This window comes from Enterobacter sp. SM3 (genome assembly GCF_009811935.2).
Classification (GTDB): domain Bacteria; phylum Pseudomonadota; class Gammaproteobacteria; order Enterobacterales; family Enterobacteriaceae; genus Enterobacter; species Enterobacter asburiae_D.
Genome location: NZ_CP099971.1, coordinates 232,533 through 246,198 on the forward strand (window position 1 = coordinate 232,533; position 13,666 = coordinate 246,198).

A 13,666-nucleotide genomic window follows, 5' to 3' on the forward strand; every position below is an offset into this window, starting at 1 on the left:
GGCCCTCTCCCCAGAGGAGAGAGGGTTAGGGTGAGGGGGATGTTTATTCGTTAAGCTCTGCTCGCATTGGTAATCCTTCGCTGTCGCCCTGCACCTGAATGGCCAGCGAGCCAATCTTGTTGCCCCGCGCGACGGCCTGCTGCAGCGTTTTGCCTTCCAGCAGGGCGCTAATCACGCCCACGGCAAAACCGTCGCCCGCGCCGACGGTATCGACAACGTTCTCAACCTTCACCGCTGCGACCGCGCCCTGTTCGCCGTTGGCCGTCTTAAACCATGCGCCATCGGCACCGGTCTTCAGCACCACCGCTTTTACCCCTTTATTGAGGTAGAAATCGGCAATGCCTTCCGGCGTATTTTCACCCGTCAGGATCATCCCTTCTTTCAGGCCCGGCAGAACCCAGTCCGCTCTGAACGCCAGACGGTTGAGCTTCTCGACCATTTCCGCTTCGCTTTTCCACAGCACCGGGCGCAGGTTCGGATCGAAAGAGATCGTTTTTCCCTGGGCTTTCAGAGTGTCTGCCGCATGATCCAGCAGTTCATACGAGCTGGCAGACAGCGCTGCCGCCACGCCGCTCAGGTGAAGGTGGCGCGCGGAGGCGAAATAGTCGGCGTGGAAATCCGCGACAGAGAGGTGGCTGGCGGCCGATCCCTTACGGAAATACTCCACGATGGGATCGGTTCCATTTTCGACCTTAGATTTAAGCTGAAAGCCGGTAGGGAAGCGTCCATCAAGGGTAACCCCTGCGGCATCAATACCCTCTTTTTTCAGCGAGTCGAGGACGAAATGGCCAAAGCTGTCGTCCCCCACGCGGCTGACCCAGCCGACGTTCAGGCCGAGACGCGCCAGTCCGGTCGCGACGTTGAGCTCTGCGCCTGCCACGCGTTTGATAAAGTGCTCTACCGCGCTCAGTTCGCCCGTTTCAGTGGCGACAAACATCGCCATGGCTTCGCCGATCGTGATGACATCCAGCGTCTTGTGCATGATTTACTCCTCGCGCAGCAGGTTGACGTAACGGCGGGTAACGGCGGTTAAATCCGTCCCTTCCAGCGGGAACTCGATACCGCGCGGGGCATCGGCAGGCAGCTGGCCGAGCAGATCCAGCCAGCGCGCATCGGCGTGGTCCGGTGCCACGGCGCGGAAGTTGTCTTTATGCGGCACGGCGGCTTTAACGTGGATATAGCTCACCGCAGGGGCAAGATGACGTGCGGCCTCTTCGGGCGAGTCGCCAACCCACAGCCAGTTGCCCATGTCGAAGGTCAGCGTGACGGGGAGCGCCATTTCCCGGCTGGCGGCCTGGAAGCGCTGCATGAGCGCGAGCTGACCGCAGTCGGTCTGATCGTTCTCCACGACCAGCGCCATGCCGCTTGCGTTCAGCAGGCTACGCAGGGCGTCGAGAGGCTGCGCGTCGCGGAAATGGCCCAGGGAAACCTTCAGCCACAGGGCGTTCAGGGTGCTGGCCTCAGAGAGATAGTGGGTCAGGTCCGGGTTGAGGGTGCCGTCGGGCATAAACAGGGCGGCGGGGGCGGAGTAGCACGCCAGCAGGCCGAGCAGCTCAATGGATTCTCCCAGCGCAGGCAGCGCCAGCAGCTCTTCACTGCTGAACAGTTCCCGGCGGATCTCCACGCCGTCTGCCCCTGCGCCTGCAATCACGGGCAGCATTGCCCGCTGACCGCCTGCCTGTCGCACCTGTTCCGCACCGTACGCGGCGGTGACCACCATAATTTTCCTGCCCATCTTCGGACTCCATCGCAACATATCAATACTATTACGCTAGATGGAACCGGTTCCAAAGAAAAGGTCAGGATGTCGAATTTATGATCGGTATCACAAGGGAAAATTAACGCGCGGTGGAGCCGCGAACGATCAGCTCGCCGGAGAAGACCTGCTCGCGAACGGCATCGCTGGTGCCTTCAATGCGTCGAACCACTTGTTCAACAGCAGAATAGCCAATCTGCCAGGTGGGCTGTTTGAGGGTCGTAATGCCGACGCCCGCCAGCTCCGCCCACTCCAGTTCATCAAACCCCAGCAGACCGATATCGCTGCCCCAGTGCAGGCCAATGCGCTTGAGCGAGCGGGCGACCTGAAGCGTCAGCGCCCCGTTGGCGGAGATAACGGCTTTGCGCATCCCGCGATGGCGCGTGTGGAACTGGCGCAGGGTGTTGTCGAGCTGGTCGGCTTCGTGAAGCGGCGTTTCGGCATTTTCGGCGATCACGCCGGGATATCGCTCCAGCGTGGCGCGAAATGCGCTCAGGCGCTCGCGGCGGGTGTTGACCATCCCTAACGGCTCGCTCAGAAAAAGAATCGCCTCGAAGCCCTGTTCGATCAGGTGCTCGGTGGCGGTCGTGGCGGCCTGGGTGTTATCCAGCCCGACCACATCGCAGGCAAATTCCGGAATTTTACGGTCGATGAGGACCATGGGCAGGGAGGACTGCTGCAGGCGGTTTAAACCCTCTTCCCGCATGCCTACCGCGTTAACCACAATTCCTTCGACCTGGTAGCTGAGCAGCAGATCGAGGTAATGCAGCTCTTGGTCGACTTCGTTGTTGGTATTACAGACCAGCGGCGTGAAACCCTTCTCGCGACAGGCGGCTTCGATACCGCTGAGCACGTTAACGGAATAGGGGTTGGTGATATCGGCGATGATAAGCCCGATAAGGCGGGTGCGACCGCGTTTGAGCCCGCGCGCCATGAGGCTGGGACGGTAGTCGAGATCGGCAATGGCTTGTTCAATACGCGCCAGCAATGCGTCGGACAACAGGTGTTTCTCGCCGTTGAGGTAGCGCGAAATGCTGGTTTTACCGGTTTTGGCGGCTTTCGCCACGTCGCTGATGGTGGCCCGGGCTGGTTTGCTCATCGCTGATTTCCCTGAATTTAGTGTGAATACCTTAGCGGGAAAATCTGGCGAATCAAGTAATTTGCCCGGTGGCGCTGCGCTTACCGGAGGTTGCGGTCTGATGCCCTCACCCCAACCCTCTCCCACGGGAGAGGGCGCAAACACTAAAAACGGCAACGAGCGTTGCCGTTTTGCTTTTACCTACTGAATTGGACTCAACGTAATCTCAACGCGGCGGTTCTGCGCTTTGCCTTCCGCCGTGCTGTTGCTGGCGATAGGGTTGGCAGGGCCCATGCCGCTGGTGCGGATGCGGTTCGCTTCAACGCCCTGGGTAATCAGCGAGCTGGCCACAGCGTCGGCGCGCTGCTGGGACAGACGCATGTTCAGATCCTGGCTGCCGGTGCTGTCGGTATAGCCAATCACGTTAACGGCGGTCTTGTTGTACTGTTTCAGCACCATTGCCACGCCGGTCAGGGTGTTCGCCCCCGCGGGTTTCAGCGTCGCGCTGCTGCTGTCGAAGGTCACGTTGTTCGGCATGTTCAGGATGATGTTATCGCCGCTGCGCGTTACGCTCACGCCGGTTCCCTTCATTTTGTCGCGCAGCTTCGCTTCCTGCACGTCCATGTAATAGCCTACGCCGCCGCCCAGCGCCGCGCCCGTCGCTGCGCCAATCAGCGCGCCTTTGCCGCGATCTTTCTTGGAGGAGGAGAGCGCCCCAACGCCTGCGCCGACCAGCGAGCCGATACCTGCGCCAATGCCGGATTTACCCGCTTCGCGCTCACCGGTGTAAGGGTTGGTTGTGCAGCCAGAAACAGCCAGTGCACCGCTCACCAGAGCGGCAATAACGAGTACGCGTTTTTTCATCTTCTTTCCTTAATCCTTTTTATTCTTTGCCACGGCGAGCGTGGCAGTTGATTATGACGTCCAGATACGGAGAAAATTCCGGGTATAACTCTGAAATTTGTGACAAACCATAAACTGCCTCAGCAAGAAGGCCGTAAAACCTGCACGCAACCAGGAGCGCACGCTTGAGCACCTCAACGAAAACCATTCTGACCGCCGCCCACTGGGGGCCGATGCTGGTCGAAACCGATGGCGAAAATGTCCTGTCGTCCCGCGGGGCACTGCCAACACAACATCCCAACTCGTTACAGACCGTCGTTCGCGATCAGGTGCATAGCAAAACGCGCGTGCGCTGGCCGATGGTGCGTAAAGGTTTTCTGGTCTCGCCGGACAAGCCTCAGGGTATTCGCGGTCAGGATGAGTTTGTTCGCGTGAGCTGGGATGACGCGCTGGCGCTGATCCACGCCCAGCACAGGCGCATTCGCGACAGTTACGGTCCGTCGTCCATTTTCGCCGGGTCGTACGGCTGGCGTTCTAACGGCGTGCTGCATAAGGCCTCGACGCTGCTGCAGCGTTACATGAGCCTGGCGGGAGGCTATACCGGCCATCTGGGGGATTACTCCACCGGCGCGGCGCAGGCGATCATGCCGTACGTCGTGGGCGGGAACGAAGTGTACCAGCAGCAGACCAGCTGGCCGCTGGTGCTGGCGCATACCGACGTGGTGGTGCTGTGGAGCGCTAACCCCCTCAACACGCTGAAAATTGCCTGGAATGCCAGCGACGAGCAGGGCATTGGGTATTTCGACGCGCTGCGCAAAAGCGGCAAGCGCATCATCTGCATTGACCCAATGCGCTCTGAAACCATGGATTTCTTCGGCGACAGCGCCGAGTGGATCGCCCCGCATATGGGCACCGACGTGGCGATGATGCTGGGTATCGCCCATACGCTGGTTGAAAACGGCTGGCACGACGTCGAATTCCTGACGCGCTATACCACCGGCTTCGATAAATTTGCCGACTACCTGACGGGCCAATCCGATGGGGTAGCGAAAACGGCAGAGTGGGCGGCAGATATTTGCGGCGTTCCTGCGGACAAAATCCGCGAACTGGCGGCGTTGTTCCATAAAAATACCACGATGTTAATGTCCGGCTGGGGAATGCAGCGCCAGCAGTTTGGCGAGCAAAAACACTGGATGCTGGTCACCCTTGCCGCAATGCTTGGGCAGATCGGCACGCCGGGCGGGGGTTTTGGTCTCTCCTATCACTTTGCGAACGGCGGTAACCCAACGCGTAAAGCGGCGGTGCTGGCGTCTCTGCAAGGCTCGGTGCAGGGCGGCGTGGATGCCGTGGATAAAATCCCGGTGGCGCGGATTGTTGAAGCCCTGGAAAACCCCGGCGGTTTTTATCAGCACAACGGTCTGGACCGCCACTTCCCGGATATTAAATTTGTCTGGTGGGCGGGCGGGTCGAACTTCACGCACCATCAGGATACCAATCGCCTGATCCGCGCCTGGCAAAAGCCGGAGCTGGTGGTGATCTCAGAGTGCTTCTGGACCGGCTCGGCTAAGCATGCAGATATCGTGCTCCCGGCGACCACCTCGTTTGAGCGTAACGATCTCACCATGACCGGCGACTACAGCAACCAGCATATGGTCCCGATGAAGCGCGTTGTCGCCCCGCGCGATGAGGCGCGTGATGATTTTGACGTGTTTGCTGAACTGAGCGAGCTGTGGGAAGCGGGCGGTCGCGAGCGTTTTACCGAAGGGAAAAGCGATCTGCAATGGCTGGAGACCTTCTACCAGATTGCCGGACAGCGCGGCGCGGCGCAGGGCGTGACGCTTCCGCCCTTTGCTGAGTTCTGGGAGGCGAACCAGATCGTCGAGATGCCGGAGAGCGAACAAAACGCGAAGTTTGTCCGTTTTGCCGATTTCCGCCGCGACCCGGAGAACAACCCGCTGAAAACCGAGAGCGGAAAGATCGTGATCCACAGCGAGCGCATCGCCAGCTTTGGCTATGCCGACTGCCCGCCACACCCTATGTGGCTCGAGCCGGACGAGTGGCACGGCAACGCCCAGCCGGAACAGCTGCAGGTATTGTCAGCGCATCCCGCGCACCGTCTGCACAGCCAGCTTAACTATACGTCCCTGCGCGAGCAGTATGCGGTCGCCGGGCGAGAGCCGATCACGCTGAACACCCTCGATGCGAAAGCCCGCGGGATCGTGGACGGCGACGTGGTGCGCGTCTGGAACTCGCGCGGGCAGGTGCTGGCAGGGGCGGTGGTGAGCGACGGGATTAAGCCGGGCGTGATCTGCATTCATCAGGGCGCATGGCCCGACCTTGAGCCCGCCGAAGGCGGTATCTGTAAAAACGGGGCGGTTAACGTGCTGACCAAAGATCTCCCCAGCTCGAAGCTGGGGAACGGTTGCGCAGGGAATACGGCCCTGGCCTGGGTCGAGAAATATCAGGGACCCGCGCTTACCTTAACGGCGTTTGATCCGCCTGCCAGCTCATGATCCACGTCGGGTGCTGAGTGTCATCCTGCCAGGCGCTGTCTTCAATGCGAAAGCCCTGAGCATGGTAGAAATTCACCGCCCGGACATTTTTCTGGTACACCTCCAGCGTTAAGTGCGGGAAGCGCTGTTGAACATGGTTCAGCAGCGCGCGCCCGATGCCTTTCCCGATGCATGACGGTGCGACAAACAGCGCGCCGACAAACTGAGACTGCATTACGCTGATAAATCCGCAAGGTTCGCCGTCCTGTTCCCAGACCCAGGTTTCCGCCGACGGCAGGTAAACGTCCCGCACCATGGCCTCGTTCTCTTTCCAGTAACCCGGCTCGATAAACGGATGCGCTTCCGTGGTGCTTTCAAGCCACAGGCTCAGAAGCGGCGTGGTATTCTCACTTTGCCATTTGCGGATCATGATGGCCTCCCGGATGACAGAAGCAGCCGGTAACGTGGTCGTTGACCAGGCCACAGGCCTGCATAAAGGCGTAGCAGATGGTGGAACCGACAAACTTAAAGCCGCGTTTTTTCAGGGCCTTCGAGAGGGCATCCGAGGCCGGGGTCGAGGCCGGGATTTCCGCGAGCGTGGCGGCCTGGGTGACCTGCGGAGCGTTGTTCACAAACGTCCAGACAAAATCTGAGAACGATTCGCCGTTTTGTTCCATCGCCAGGTAAGCGCGTGCGTTACCGATGATGGCCTGGATTTTACCGCGATGGCGGATGATGCCGGCATCCTGCACCAGGCGTTCCACGTCCTCGTCGGTCATGGCGGCGACGGCGACAGGATCGAACTGGTGGAAGGCGTTGCGGTAGTTTTCGCGTTTCTTCAGTACCGTAATCCACGATAAACCCGCCTGCTGGCCCTCAAGGCAGATCATCTCAAAAAGTTTTTTGCCATCCGTTTCCGGCACGCCCCATTCCCGATCGTGATAGTTGATATAAAGCTGATCCTGGCTTACCCAACCGCAACGTTCCATCCGTCATCTCCCTTATTGATACTGATTTCGCAAAATTTTCGTTCTGACTGGCTTGACGTGTTTACTATAAAGACAATAGTTAATACAGGGCTATAAGCTCTTCCTGAATAACGACAAATATCGCCGAATTCGGCTCTCTCTGGGGTCGCGTTGATGATGATAAAAAAAATCAGTGGTCGCCATGCTGCTTCTGGCCTGGTGGGAATTTCAGCCTGCCTGTTTTTTTGTAATACAGCGTCTGCCTGGCAACAGGAATATATCGTTTCAGACGCCCAAAATAATACGGCGGAACGCTATACATGGGACGCGGATCACCAACCGCGTTATGAGGATATTCTGGCTGAGCGTATTCAGTCTTCGCAAAACGCGCCGGGTCTTGCCCTGAATATACCGTCTGGCAGCACGACGGAGGGGGCGATGAGCGTGGGCTGGAATTTTCCAGTTTCAGCGCATATCACTACCGGCCCGGTGGTGGCGTGGCGGTACGACGGCACGGCTCCCATAATGATTAACGAGTTTGGTGATAGCGCGTCGACGCAGGCACTCACCGACCCGCTCTGGCATGCCAGCGTCAGCACGCTGGGGTGGCGCGTGAATACCCAGTACGGCGATCTCCGTCCCTGGGCGCAGATCGGCTATAACCAGCAGTTTGGTGAAAACCAGTGGAAATCGCAGTTTGGCATGCCGCAAACGCCAGCCCCTGCCCAAAACGGTAGCTGGATGGACGTCACCGTGGGAACGGATATTCCCTTTAATACCCACATGGCGGCCTATGCGTCGCTGGCTCAGGGGGAACACACCACCGCCGGTGAGGAGTTTTTGTACACCCTCGGCGTCAGCGCGAATTTCTAACGTTGTTACTTTTTTAAACGTTACGATAACATCTCGAATACAATAACCACGGGCTTTACGGCGATAGCGGGTACTAACACGTCGTCGCTTTATTCCCGGGCCAGGCCATTCATTCCCGATTCCAGGCATTTCATTCCGTTCCGCCTGCATTTCATGCCGTTTTCCCCCAGGCGTATTAAGGTTTTGTTTATCGTTGTCCTCAGCGAACTTCCTTAATTTCTCTTGCAGGACAACTGCCATGAACACATCAACTTATAACCGCACGCGCTGGCTCACGCTCTTTGGCACCATCGTCACCCAGTTTGCGCTGGGGTCGGTCTATACCTGGAGCCTGTTCAACAGCGCGCTTTCCGACAAACTCGGCGCACCGGTCAGCCAGGTTGCGTTCTCCTTTGGTTTGCTGAGCCTGGGTCTGGCGATTTCGTCTTCCGTCGCGGGCAAGCTGCAGGAGCGTTTTGGCGTGAAGCGTGTGACCATGGCGTCCGGCATACTGCTGGGGCTGGGCTTTTTCCTGACGGCGCACTCCAGCAACCTGATGATGCTGTGGCTGAGCGCCGGCGTGCTGGTGGGGCTGGCCGATGGCGCAGGCTACCTGCTGACGCTGTCAAACTGCGTGAAGTGGTTCCCGGAGCGTAAAGGCTTAATCTCCGCATTCGCCATCGGATCCTATGGCTTGGGCAGCCTCGGGTTCAAATTTATCGACTCCCACCTGCTGGCGTCCGTTGGCCTGGAAAATACCTTTATGATCTGGGGCGCAATCGTGCTGGTGATGATTCTGTTCGGCGCCACGCTGATGACCGATGCGCCGCAGCAGGAGGTCAAATCCGTTAACGGCGTGGTGGAGAACGACTTCACCCTCGCGCAGTCCATGCGTAAGCCGCAGTACTGGATGCTGGCAGTGATGTTCCTGACGGCCTGCATGAGCGGTCTGTATGTGATCGGCGTGGCGAAGGACATCGCGCAGGGGATGGTGAAGCTGGATGCGGCCACGGCGGCCAATGCGGTGACCGTGATCTCCATTGCTAACCTCTCCGGTCGTCTGGTCCTCGGTATTCTGTCTGACAAAATCGCCCGCATCCGTGTGATTACGATTGGGCAGGTGGTTTCGCTGGTCGGCATGGCGGCGCTGCTGTTCGCTCCGCTGAATGAAGCTACCTTCTTCGCGGCGATTGCCTGCGTGGCCTTTAACTTCGGCGGCACCATTACCGTCTTCCCGTCGCTGGTGAGCGAGTTCTTTGGCCTGAACAATCTGGCGAAAAACTACGGCGTGATCTATCTGGGCTTCGGGATCGGCAGTATCTGCGGCTCGCTGATTGCTTCCCTGTTCGGTGGGTTCTACGTGACCTTCTGTGTGATCTTCGCCTTGTTGATTATCTCCCTGGCACTGTCCACTACGATTCGTCAACCGCAGCGTGAAGTATTCAAAGAAGTACATGCGTAACATACGATATGCCAGATATAAAGCGCCCATCGGGCGCTTTTTTTTGATTTAGCACAAATACATAATTAATTGTCACCCGAGCTACGTTAAATAAAGAAGGTGATTCATCTGACTGATTTATATATTGCCAAAAACAATATATAAATTATATTGATTTATTCCTAATGGAAAAGAGGGTTGTACGAACGCGCTTATATCATTATGAATTTACTTGGTTTTAACTTTGACTAAAAAACAGCTTTACTTATTCTAATTTTAAAATACAAACTCCCCTTTATATACTCCATTTCCTCACAAAATGCAGATTATTCCTAAGGATACGTTCTGTCATCTACCGTCATAAATGGAGTTTTTAATGAAAAAGGTTATTTTTGCACTGTCTGCTCTCGCTGTAGTTTCCACTTCTGCTTTCGCGGCTGAATCTGGTGACGGCACCGTTCGATTCTCCGGTGAAATCGTTGACGCGCCATGCGTAATTTCTACTGACTCTCAGAACCAGGAAGTTGTGCTGGGTCAGGTTAAGAAAACAGTCTTCAAAGCCGCTGGTGACAAATCTGTTTCCAAACCATTCCAGATCAAACTGGAAGACTGCGACATCACCTCTAAAACCAAAGTTGACGTGAGCTTCGCGGGCGTGGCTGACGCAGACAATGCGAAACTGGTTTCTGTTAACACTGAAGCGGGTGCCGCAACTGGCGTGGGCATCGGTATCTATGACAACAGCAACACCATGGTTGACATGAACACCGGTAAATCCACCACCACCCTGGCTGCTGGCCAGACCGTGCTGTACTACACCGCTAACTACGTTGCGACCAAAGATGCTGTTACTACTGGTTACGGTAACGCAGAAGTTGATTTCAACCTGACCTACAACTAAGGGTCATCCTTTACTTAAAAAGCGAATGGCAACGGAAATCCCGTTGCCATTTTTTCCAGCGGAGTCTCAGGGAGAGAAGCATGAACCGCTCACGTTTGATATCTTGCGCAGCACTGGCGCTGGCGCTGATTTCACAAAACAGTTTTGCAGGCGGCGTGGCATTAAGCAGCACGCGTGTTATTTATGACGGCAGCAGAAAGGAAGCTTCTCTGACGGTCAACAACAAAAGCACCTCGGATGAATTTCTCATTCAGTCATGGATTGATGATGTTAACGGTAATAAAAAGACGCCATTTATCATCACCCCACCGTTATTTAAATTAAGCCCGACGAAAAATAACGTCTTACGTATTGTAAATACCGCTAATACGTTGCCGCAGGATCGTGAGTCCGTTTACTGGATTAACGTGAAATCTATTCCTGCCAAAAGTGAAGATGCGGAAGGTAAAAACGTTCTGCAAATTGCCGTGCGTACCCGTTTAAAACTGTTCTATCGCCCGGCTGGCCTGAAAGGCAACAGCATGGATGGCTGGAGCAAACTGCAGTTTACACGCGCAGGGGCAAACCAGATCAAAGTCGAAAACCCCTCTGCCTTTAACCTCACTTTTAATAAATTTTATGCCAACGGCCGTGATATTGAAAAAGCGGGAATGGTTCCAGCAAAAGGCTCGTTGAATATTGAACTGCCAGCCGGTACAGGCAAGGTAAGCGAAGTTAAATACAACATAATTAATGACTTCGGTACGGCTGGCGACATGCTGACTCAGCGCGTTAATTAATACGTTTTGAAGGTTTATTACTATGCCATGGACGCATCTTCCTCAGGTCAATAAGACCCTGCGTTTCCCGCTGTCCGCGCTTGCGCTGATCGTTGCGGGTACGCTCCCCGCGTATGCGGGAACATTTAACCCGCGCTTTCTGGAAGATGTGCCGGGTATTGACCAGCACGTTGACCTTTCAATGTATGAATCCAGTAAAGCCGAACAGCTGCCGGGTAAATACCGCGTGTCGGTCGTGGTCAACGACAAAAAAATGGAGTCTCGTACCCTCGAGTTTAAGGCTGCGACAGAGGCTCAGCGCACAAAAATGGGTGAAAGCCTGGTGCCGTGCTTAAGCCGCGTGCAGCTTGAGGACATGGGCGTGCGTATTGAAAGCTTCCCGGCGCTGAAAATGGCGCCGCCGGAAGCGTGCGTGGCCTTTGACGACATTATCCCTCAAGCCGCCAGCCATTTCGATTTTGCGGACCAGACGCTGATCATGAGCTTCCCGCAGGCCGCGATGAAGCAGACGGCGCGCGGTACGGTACCGGAGTCCCAGTGGGACGAAGGGGTAAATGCCCTGCTGCTGGATTATAACTTCTCCGGCAGCAACGCCAGCTATGACGCCCACGACAGTGATACCAGCTACAACAGCGACAGCTACTATCTGAACTTGCGCAGTGGCATGAACCTGGGCGCGTGGCGGTTACGTAACTACAGCACCTGGACAAGAAACGACGGCAAAAACCAATGGGATAATATCGGCACATCCTTAAGCCGCGCCATTGTGCCGCTGAAATCACAGCTGACGCTGGGGGATACCTCTACGTCCGGTGATATTTTTGACAGCGTTCAGATGCGCGGTGCGCAGCTAACCTCGGACGAAGAGATGCTGCCTGACAGCCAGCGCGGGTTTGCGCCGGTCATCCGCGGTATTGCCAAAAGTAACGCCGAAGTGACCGTTGAGCAGAACAATTACGTTATCTACCGTACGTTTGTTCAGCCGGGTGCGTTTGAAATTAATGACCTGTACCCCACCTCAAACAGCGGCGACCTGACGGTCACCATTAAAGAAGCGGATGGCAGCGAGCAGAAGTTCGTACAGCCGTTCTCCGCGGTGGCGATCCTCCAGCGTGAAGGCCATCTGAAGTACAGCCTCTCCGCAGGGGAATACCGTGCCGGGAACTATAGCAGCGCCGAGCCGAAGTTCGGGCAGCTGGATGCCATGTACGGTCTGCCATACGGCTTTACCGTTTACGGCGGGTCGATCTTCTCGGACGACTATTACTCGCTGGCGGGCGGTTTAGGTAAAAACTTCGGTTACATCGGTGCGGTCTCCATTGACGTGACCCAGGCGAAAAGCAATCTGGCCAACGATGAGAGCTCGGAAGGTCAGTCTTACCGCTTCCTCTACTCCAAGAGCTTTAACAGCGGCACCGATTTCCGCCTGCTGGGCTACAAGTATTCGACCAGCGGCTACTACACCTTCCAGGAAGCAACCGATGTACGCAGCGATGCGGACAGCTCGTATAGCCAGTACCACAAACGCAGCCAGATTCAGGGCAACGTGACGCAGCAGCTGGGCACCTGGGGCTCTGTCTATTTTAACGTCACGCAGCAGGACTACTGGAACGATGAGGGTAAACAGCGCTCGCTGAACGCCGGTTACAACGGCCGTATTGGCCGCGTGAACTACAGCATCGCCTACACCTGGACGAAAAGCCCGGAGTGGGATGAGAGCGATCGTCTGCTGTCATTCTCCCTCTCCATTCCACTGGGACGCATGTGGAGTAACTATCGCCTCACCACCGATCAGCATGGCCGCACCAACCAGCAGCTGGGCGTGAGCGGTACCGCGCTGGAAGACCGCAACCTGAACTATAGCGTGCAGGAAGGCTACGGCAGCAACGGGGTGGGTAACAGCGGTAGCGTGAACCTGGATTACCAGGGCGGCGTGGGTAGCGCCAGCCTGGGTTACAACTACAACCGTGACGGCCAGCAGGTGAACTACGGTCTGCGCGGCGGGGTTATCGCCCACGGCGAAGGCATTACCCTTTCTCAGCCGCTGGGCGAATCCATGGCGATTATCTCCGCGCCGGGCGCGCGCGGTGCGCACGTCATTAACAACGGCGGTGTGGAAGTGGACTGGATGGGTAACGCGGTTGTGCCTTACCTCACTCCGTACCGTGAAACGGAAGTCTCACTGCGAAGCGACAGCCTCAACAGCAAGGTTGACCTGGACACTGCCTCCGTCAACGTGGTGCCGACGCGCGGCGCGATTGTTCGGGCCCGCTTTGATACCCGCGTGGGCTATCGCGTGCTGATGAACCTGACCCAGGCCGACGGCAAAGCGGTACCGTTCGGCGCCACCGCCACGCTTCTGGATACCAAAAAAGAGTCCAGCAGCATCGTCGGGGAAGACGGACAGCTTTATATCAGCGGGATGCCAGAGAAAGGCGCGCTGCAGGTGAATTGGGGTAAAGGCCAGTCGCAGCAATGCCGCGTAGCATTTACGTTACCAGAACAACAGGATAATGCCGGCGTGGTGATGGCGAATGCCGTCTGCCGGTAACAGGG

At 56.7% G+C, this 13,666-nt stretch carries 12 protein-coding genes; 6 read left to right on the plus strand and 6 right to left on the minus strand.

What is annotated here, in order from left to right; translation table 11 throughout:
- Positions 1–43: 43 nt before the first annotated feature.
- The 4 genes from GVO84_RS00985 to GVO84_RS01000 form a co-directional block, all read right to left on the minus strand.
- Positions 44–982: a sugar kinase gene (locus GVO84_RS00985; protein WP_159515284.1), complete on the minus strand. Its 939-nt coding sequence runs from the start codon at positions 980–982 to the stop codon at positions 44–46.
- A 3-nt stretch (positions 983–985) separates the two neighbouring features.
- Positions 986–1,735, minus strand: coding sequence for a sugar phosphate isomerase/epimerase family protein (locus GVO84_RS00990; RefSeq protein WP_159515285.1), 750 nt, complete (start codon positions 1,733–1,735; stop codon positions 986–988).
- A gap of 103 nt (positions 1,736–1,838) precedes the next feature.
- The gene (locus tag GVO84_RS00995) at positions 1,839–2,855 is read right to left on the minus strand and encodes a LacI family DNA-binding transcriptional regulator (RefSeq protein WP_159515286.1); all 1,017 of its coding nucleotides are present in this window, start codon (positions 2,853–2,855) and stop codon (positions 1,839–1,841) included.
- Between the two features lie 180 nt (positions 2,856–3,035).
- Positions 3,036–3,698 carry an OmpA family lipoprotein gene (locus tag GVO84_RS01000; protein ID WP_159515287.1) on the minus strand — a complete coding sequence of 221 codons (663 nt, stop codon included), beginning with the start codon at positions 3,696–3,698 and terminating at the stop codon, positions 3,036–3,038.
- A gap of 212 nt (positions 3,699–3,910) precedes the next feature.
- On the opposite strand from GVO84_RS01000, the gene GVO84_RS01005 reads away from it, so the two are divergent.
- Positions 3,911–6,190: a molybdopterin guanine dinucleotide-containing S/N-oxide reductase gene (locus GVO84_RS01005; protein WP_236545940.1), complete on the plus strand. Its 2,280-nt coding sequence runs from the start codon at positions 3,911–3,913 to the stop codon at positions 6,188–6,190.
- On the opposite strand, the gene GVO84_RS01010 is transcribed toward GVO84_RS01005, so the two are convergent.
- Together GVO84_RS01010 and tag are read right to left on the minus strand one after the other, a co-directional pair.
- A complete protein-coding gene (locus GVO84_RS01010) occupies positions 6,153–6,599 on the minus strand; it encodes an N-acetyltransferase (protein WP_023334091.1) in 447 nt (148 codons plus the stop codon). The genes GVO84_RS01005 and GVO84_RS01010 overlap by 38 nt on opposite strands.
- The gene (gene tag, locus GVO84_RS01015) at positions 6,577–7,158 is read right to left on the minus strand and encodes a DNA-3-methyladenine glycosylase I (protein WP_159515289.1); all 582 of its coding nucleotides are present in this window, start codon (positions 7,156–7,158) and stop codon (positions 6,577–6,579) included. The genes GVO84_RS01010 and tag overlap by 23 nt, the downstream gene beginning before the upstream one ends.
- 153 nt (positions 7,159–7,311) lie before the next feature.
- On the opposite strand from tag, the gene GVO84_RS01020 reads away from it, so the two are divergent.
- The 5 genes from GVO84_RS01020 to lpfC all read left to right on the plus strand — a co-directional run bounded on the left by GVO84_RS01020 (position 7,312) and on the right by lpfC (position 13,661).
- A complete protein-coding gene (locus GVO84_RS01020) occupies positions 7,312–8,010 on the plus strand; it encodes an autotransporter domain-containing protein (protein WP_159515290.1) in 699 nt (232 codons plus the stop codon).
- A 238-nt stretch (positions 8,011–8,248) separates the two neighbouring features.
- Complete coding sequence (locus GVO84_RS01025; RefSeq protein WP_023334094.1) at positions 8,249–9,451, plus strand: L-lactate MFS transporter; 1,203 nt, start codon at positions 8,249–8,251, stop codon at positions 9,449–9,451.
- Positions 9,452–9,806: 355 nt separating this feature from the next.
- The gene (gene lpfA / locus GVO84_RS01030; RefSeq protein ID WP_201283083.1) at positions 9,807–10,331 is read left to right on the plus strand and encodes a long polar fimbrial major subunit LpfA; all 525 of its coding nucleotides are present in this window, start codon (positions 9,807–9,809) and stop codon (positions 10,329–10,331) included.
- A gap of 80 nt (positions 10,332–10,411) precedes the next feature.
- Positions 10,412–11,110 carry a long polar fimbrial biogenesis chaperone LpfB gene (gene lpfB / locus GVO84_RS01035; protein ID WP_159515292.1) on the plus strand — a complete coding sequence of 233 codons (699 nt, stop codon included), beginning with the start codon at positions 10,412–10,414 and terminating at the stop codon, positions 11,108–11,110.
- Between the two features lie 22 nt (positions 11,111–11,132).
- Positions 11,133–13,661, plus strand: coding sequence for an outer membrane usher protein LpfC (gene lpfC, locus GVO84_RS01040; protein ID WP_159515293.1), 2,529 nt, complete (start codon positions 11,133–11,135; stop codon positions 13,659–13,661).
- The last annotated feature ends 5 nt before the right edge of the window (positions 13,662–13,666 follow it).

Coding starts and splice junctions, on each gene's coding strand:
- GVO84_RS00985 (WP_159515284.1), bottom strand. CDS start 982: ATGCACAAGACGCTGGATGTCATCACGATCGGCGAAGCCATGGCGATG.
- GVO84_RS00990 (WP_159515285.1), bottom strand. CDS start 1,735: ATGGGCAGGAAAATTATGGTGGTCACCGCCGCGTACGGTGCGGAACAG.
- GVO84_RS00995 (WP_159515286.1), bottom strand. CDS start 2,855: ATGAGCAAACCAGCCCGGGCCACCATCAGCGACGTGGCGAAAGCCGCC.
- GVO84_RS01000 (WP_159515287.1), bottom strand. CDS start 3,698: ATGAAAAAACGCGTACTCGTTATTGCCGCTCTGGTGAGCGGTGCACTG.
- GVO84_RS01005 (WP_236545940.1), top strand. CDS start 3,911: ATGCTGGTCGAAACCGATGGCGAAAATGTCCTGTCGTCCCGCGGGGCA.
- GVO84_RS01010 (WP_023334091.1), bottom strand. CDS start 6,599: ATGATCCGCAAATGGCAAAGTGAGAATACCACGCCGCTTCTGAGCCTG.
- tag (WP_159515289.1), bottom strand. CDS start 7,158: ATGGAACGTTGCGGTTGGGTAAGCCAGGATCAGCTTTATATCAACTAT.
- GVO84_RS01020 (WP_159515290.1), top strand. CDS start 7,312: ATGATGATAAAAAAAATCAGTGGTCGCCATGCTGCTTCTGGCCTGGTG.
- GVO84_RS01025 (WP_023334094.1), top strand. CDS start 8,249: ATGAACACATCAACTTATAACCGCACGCGCTGGCTCACGCTCTTTGGC.
- lpfA (WP_201283083.1), top strand. CDS start 9,807: ATGAAAAAGGTTATTTTTGCACTGTCTGCTCTCGCTGTAGTTTCCACT.
- lpfB (WP_159515292.1), top strand. CDS start 10,412: ATGAACCGCTCACGTTTGATATCTTGCGCAGCACTGGCGCTGGCGCTG.
- lpfC (WP_159515293.1), top strand. CDS start 11,133: ATGCCATGGACGCATCTTCCTCAGGTCAATAAGACCCTGCGTTTCCCG.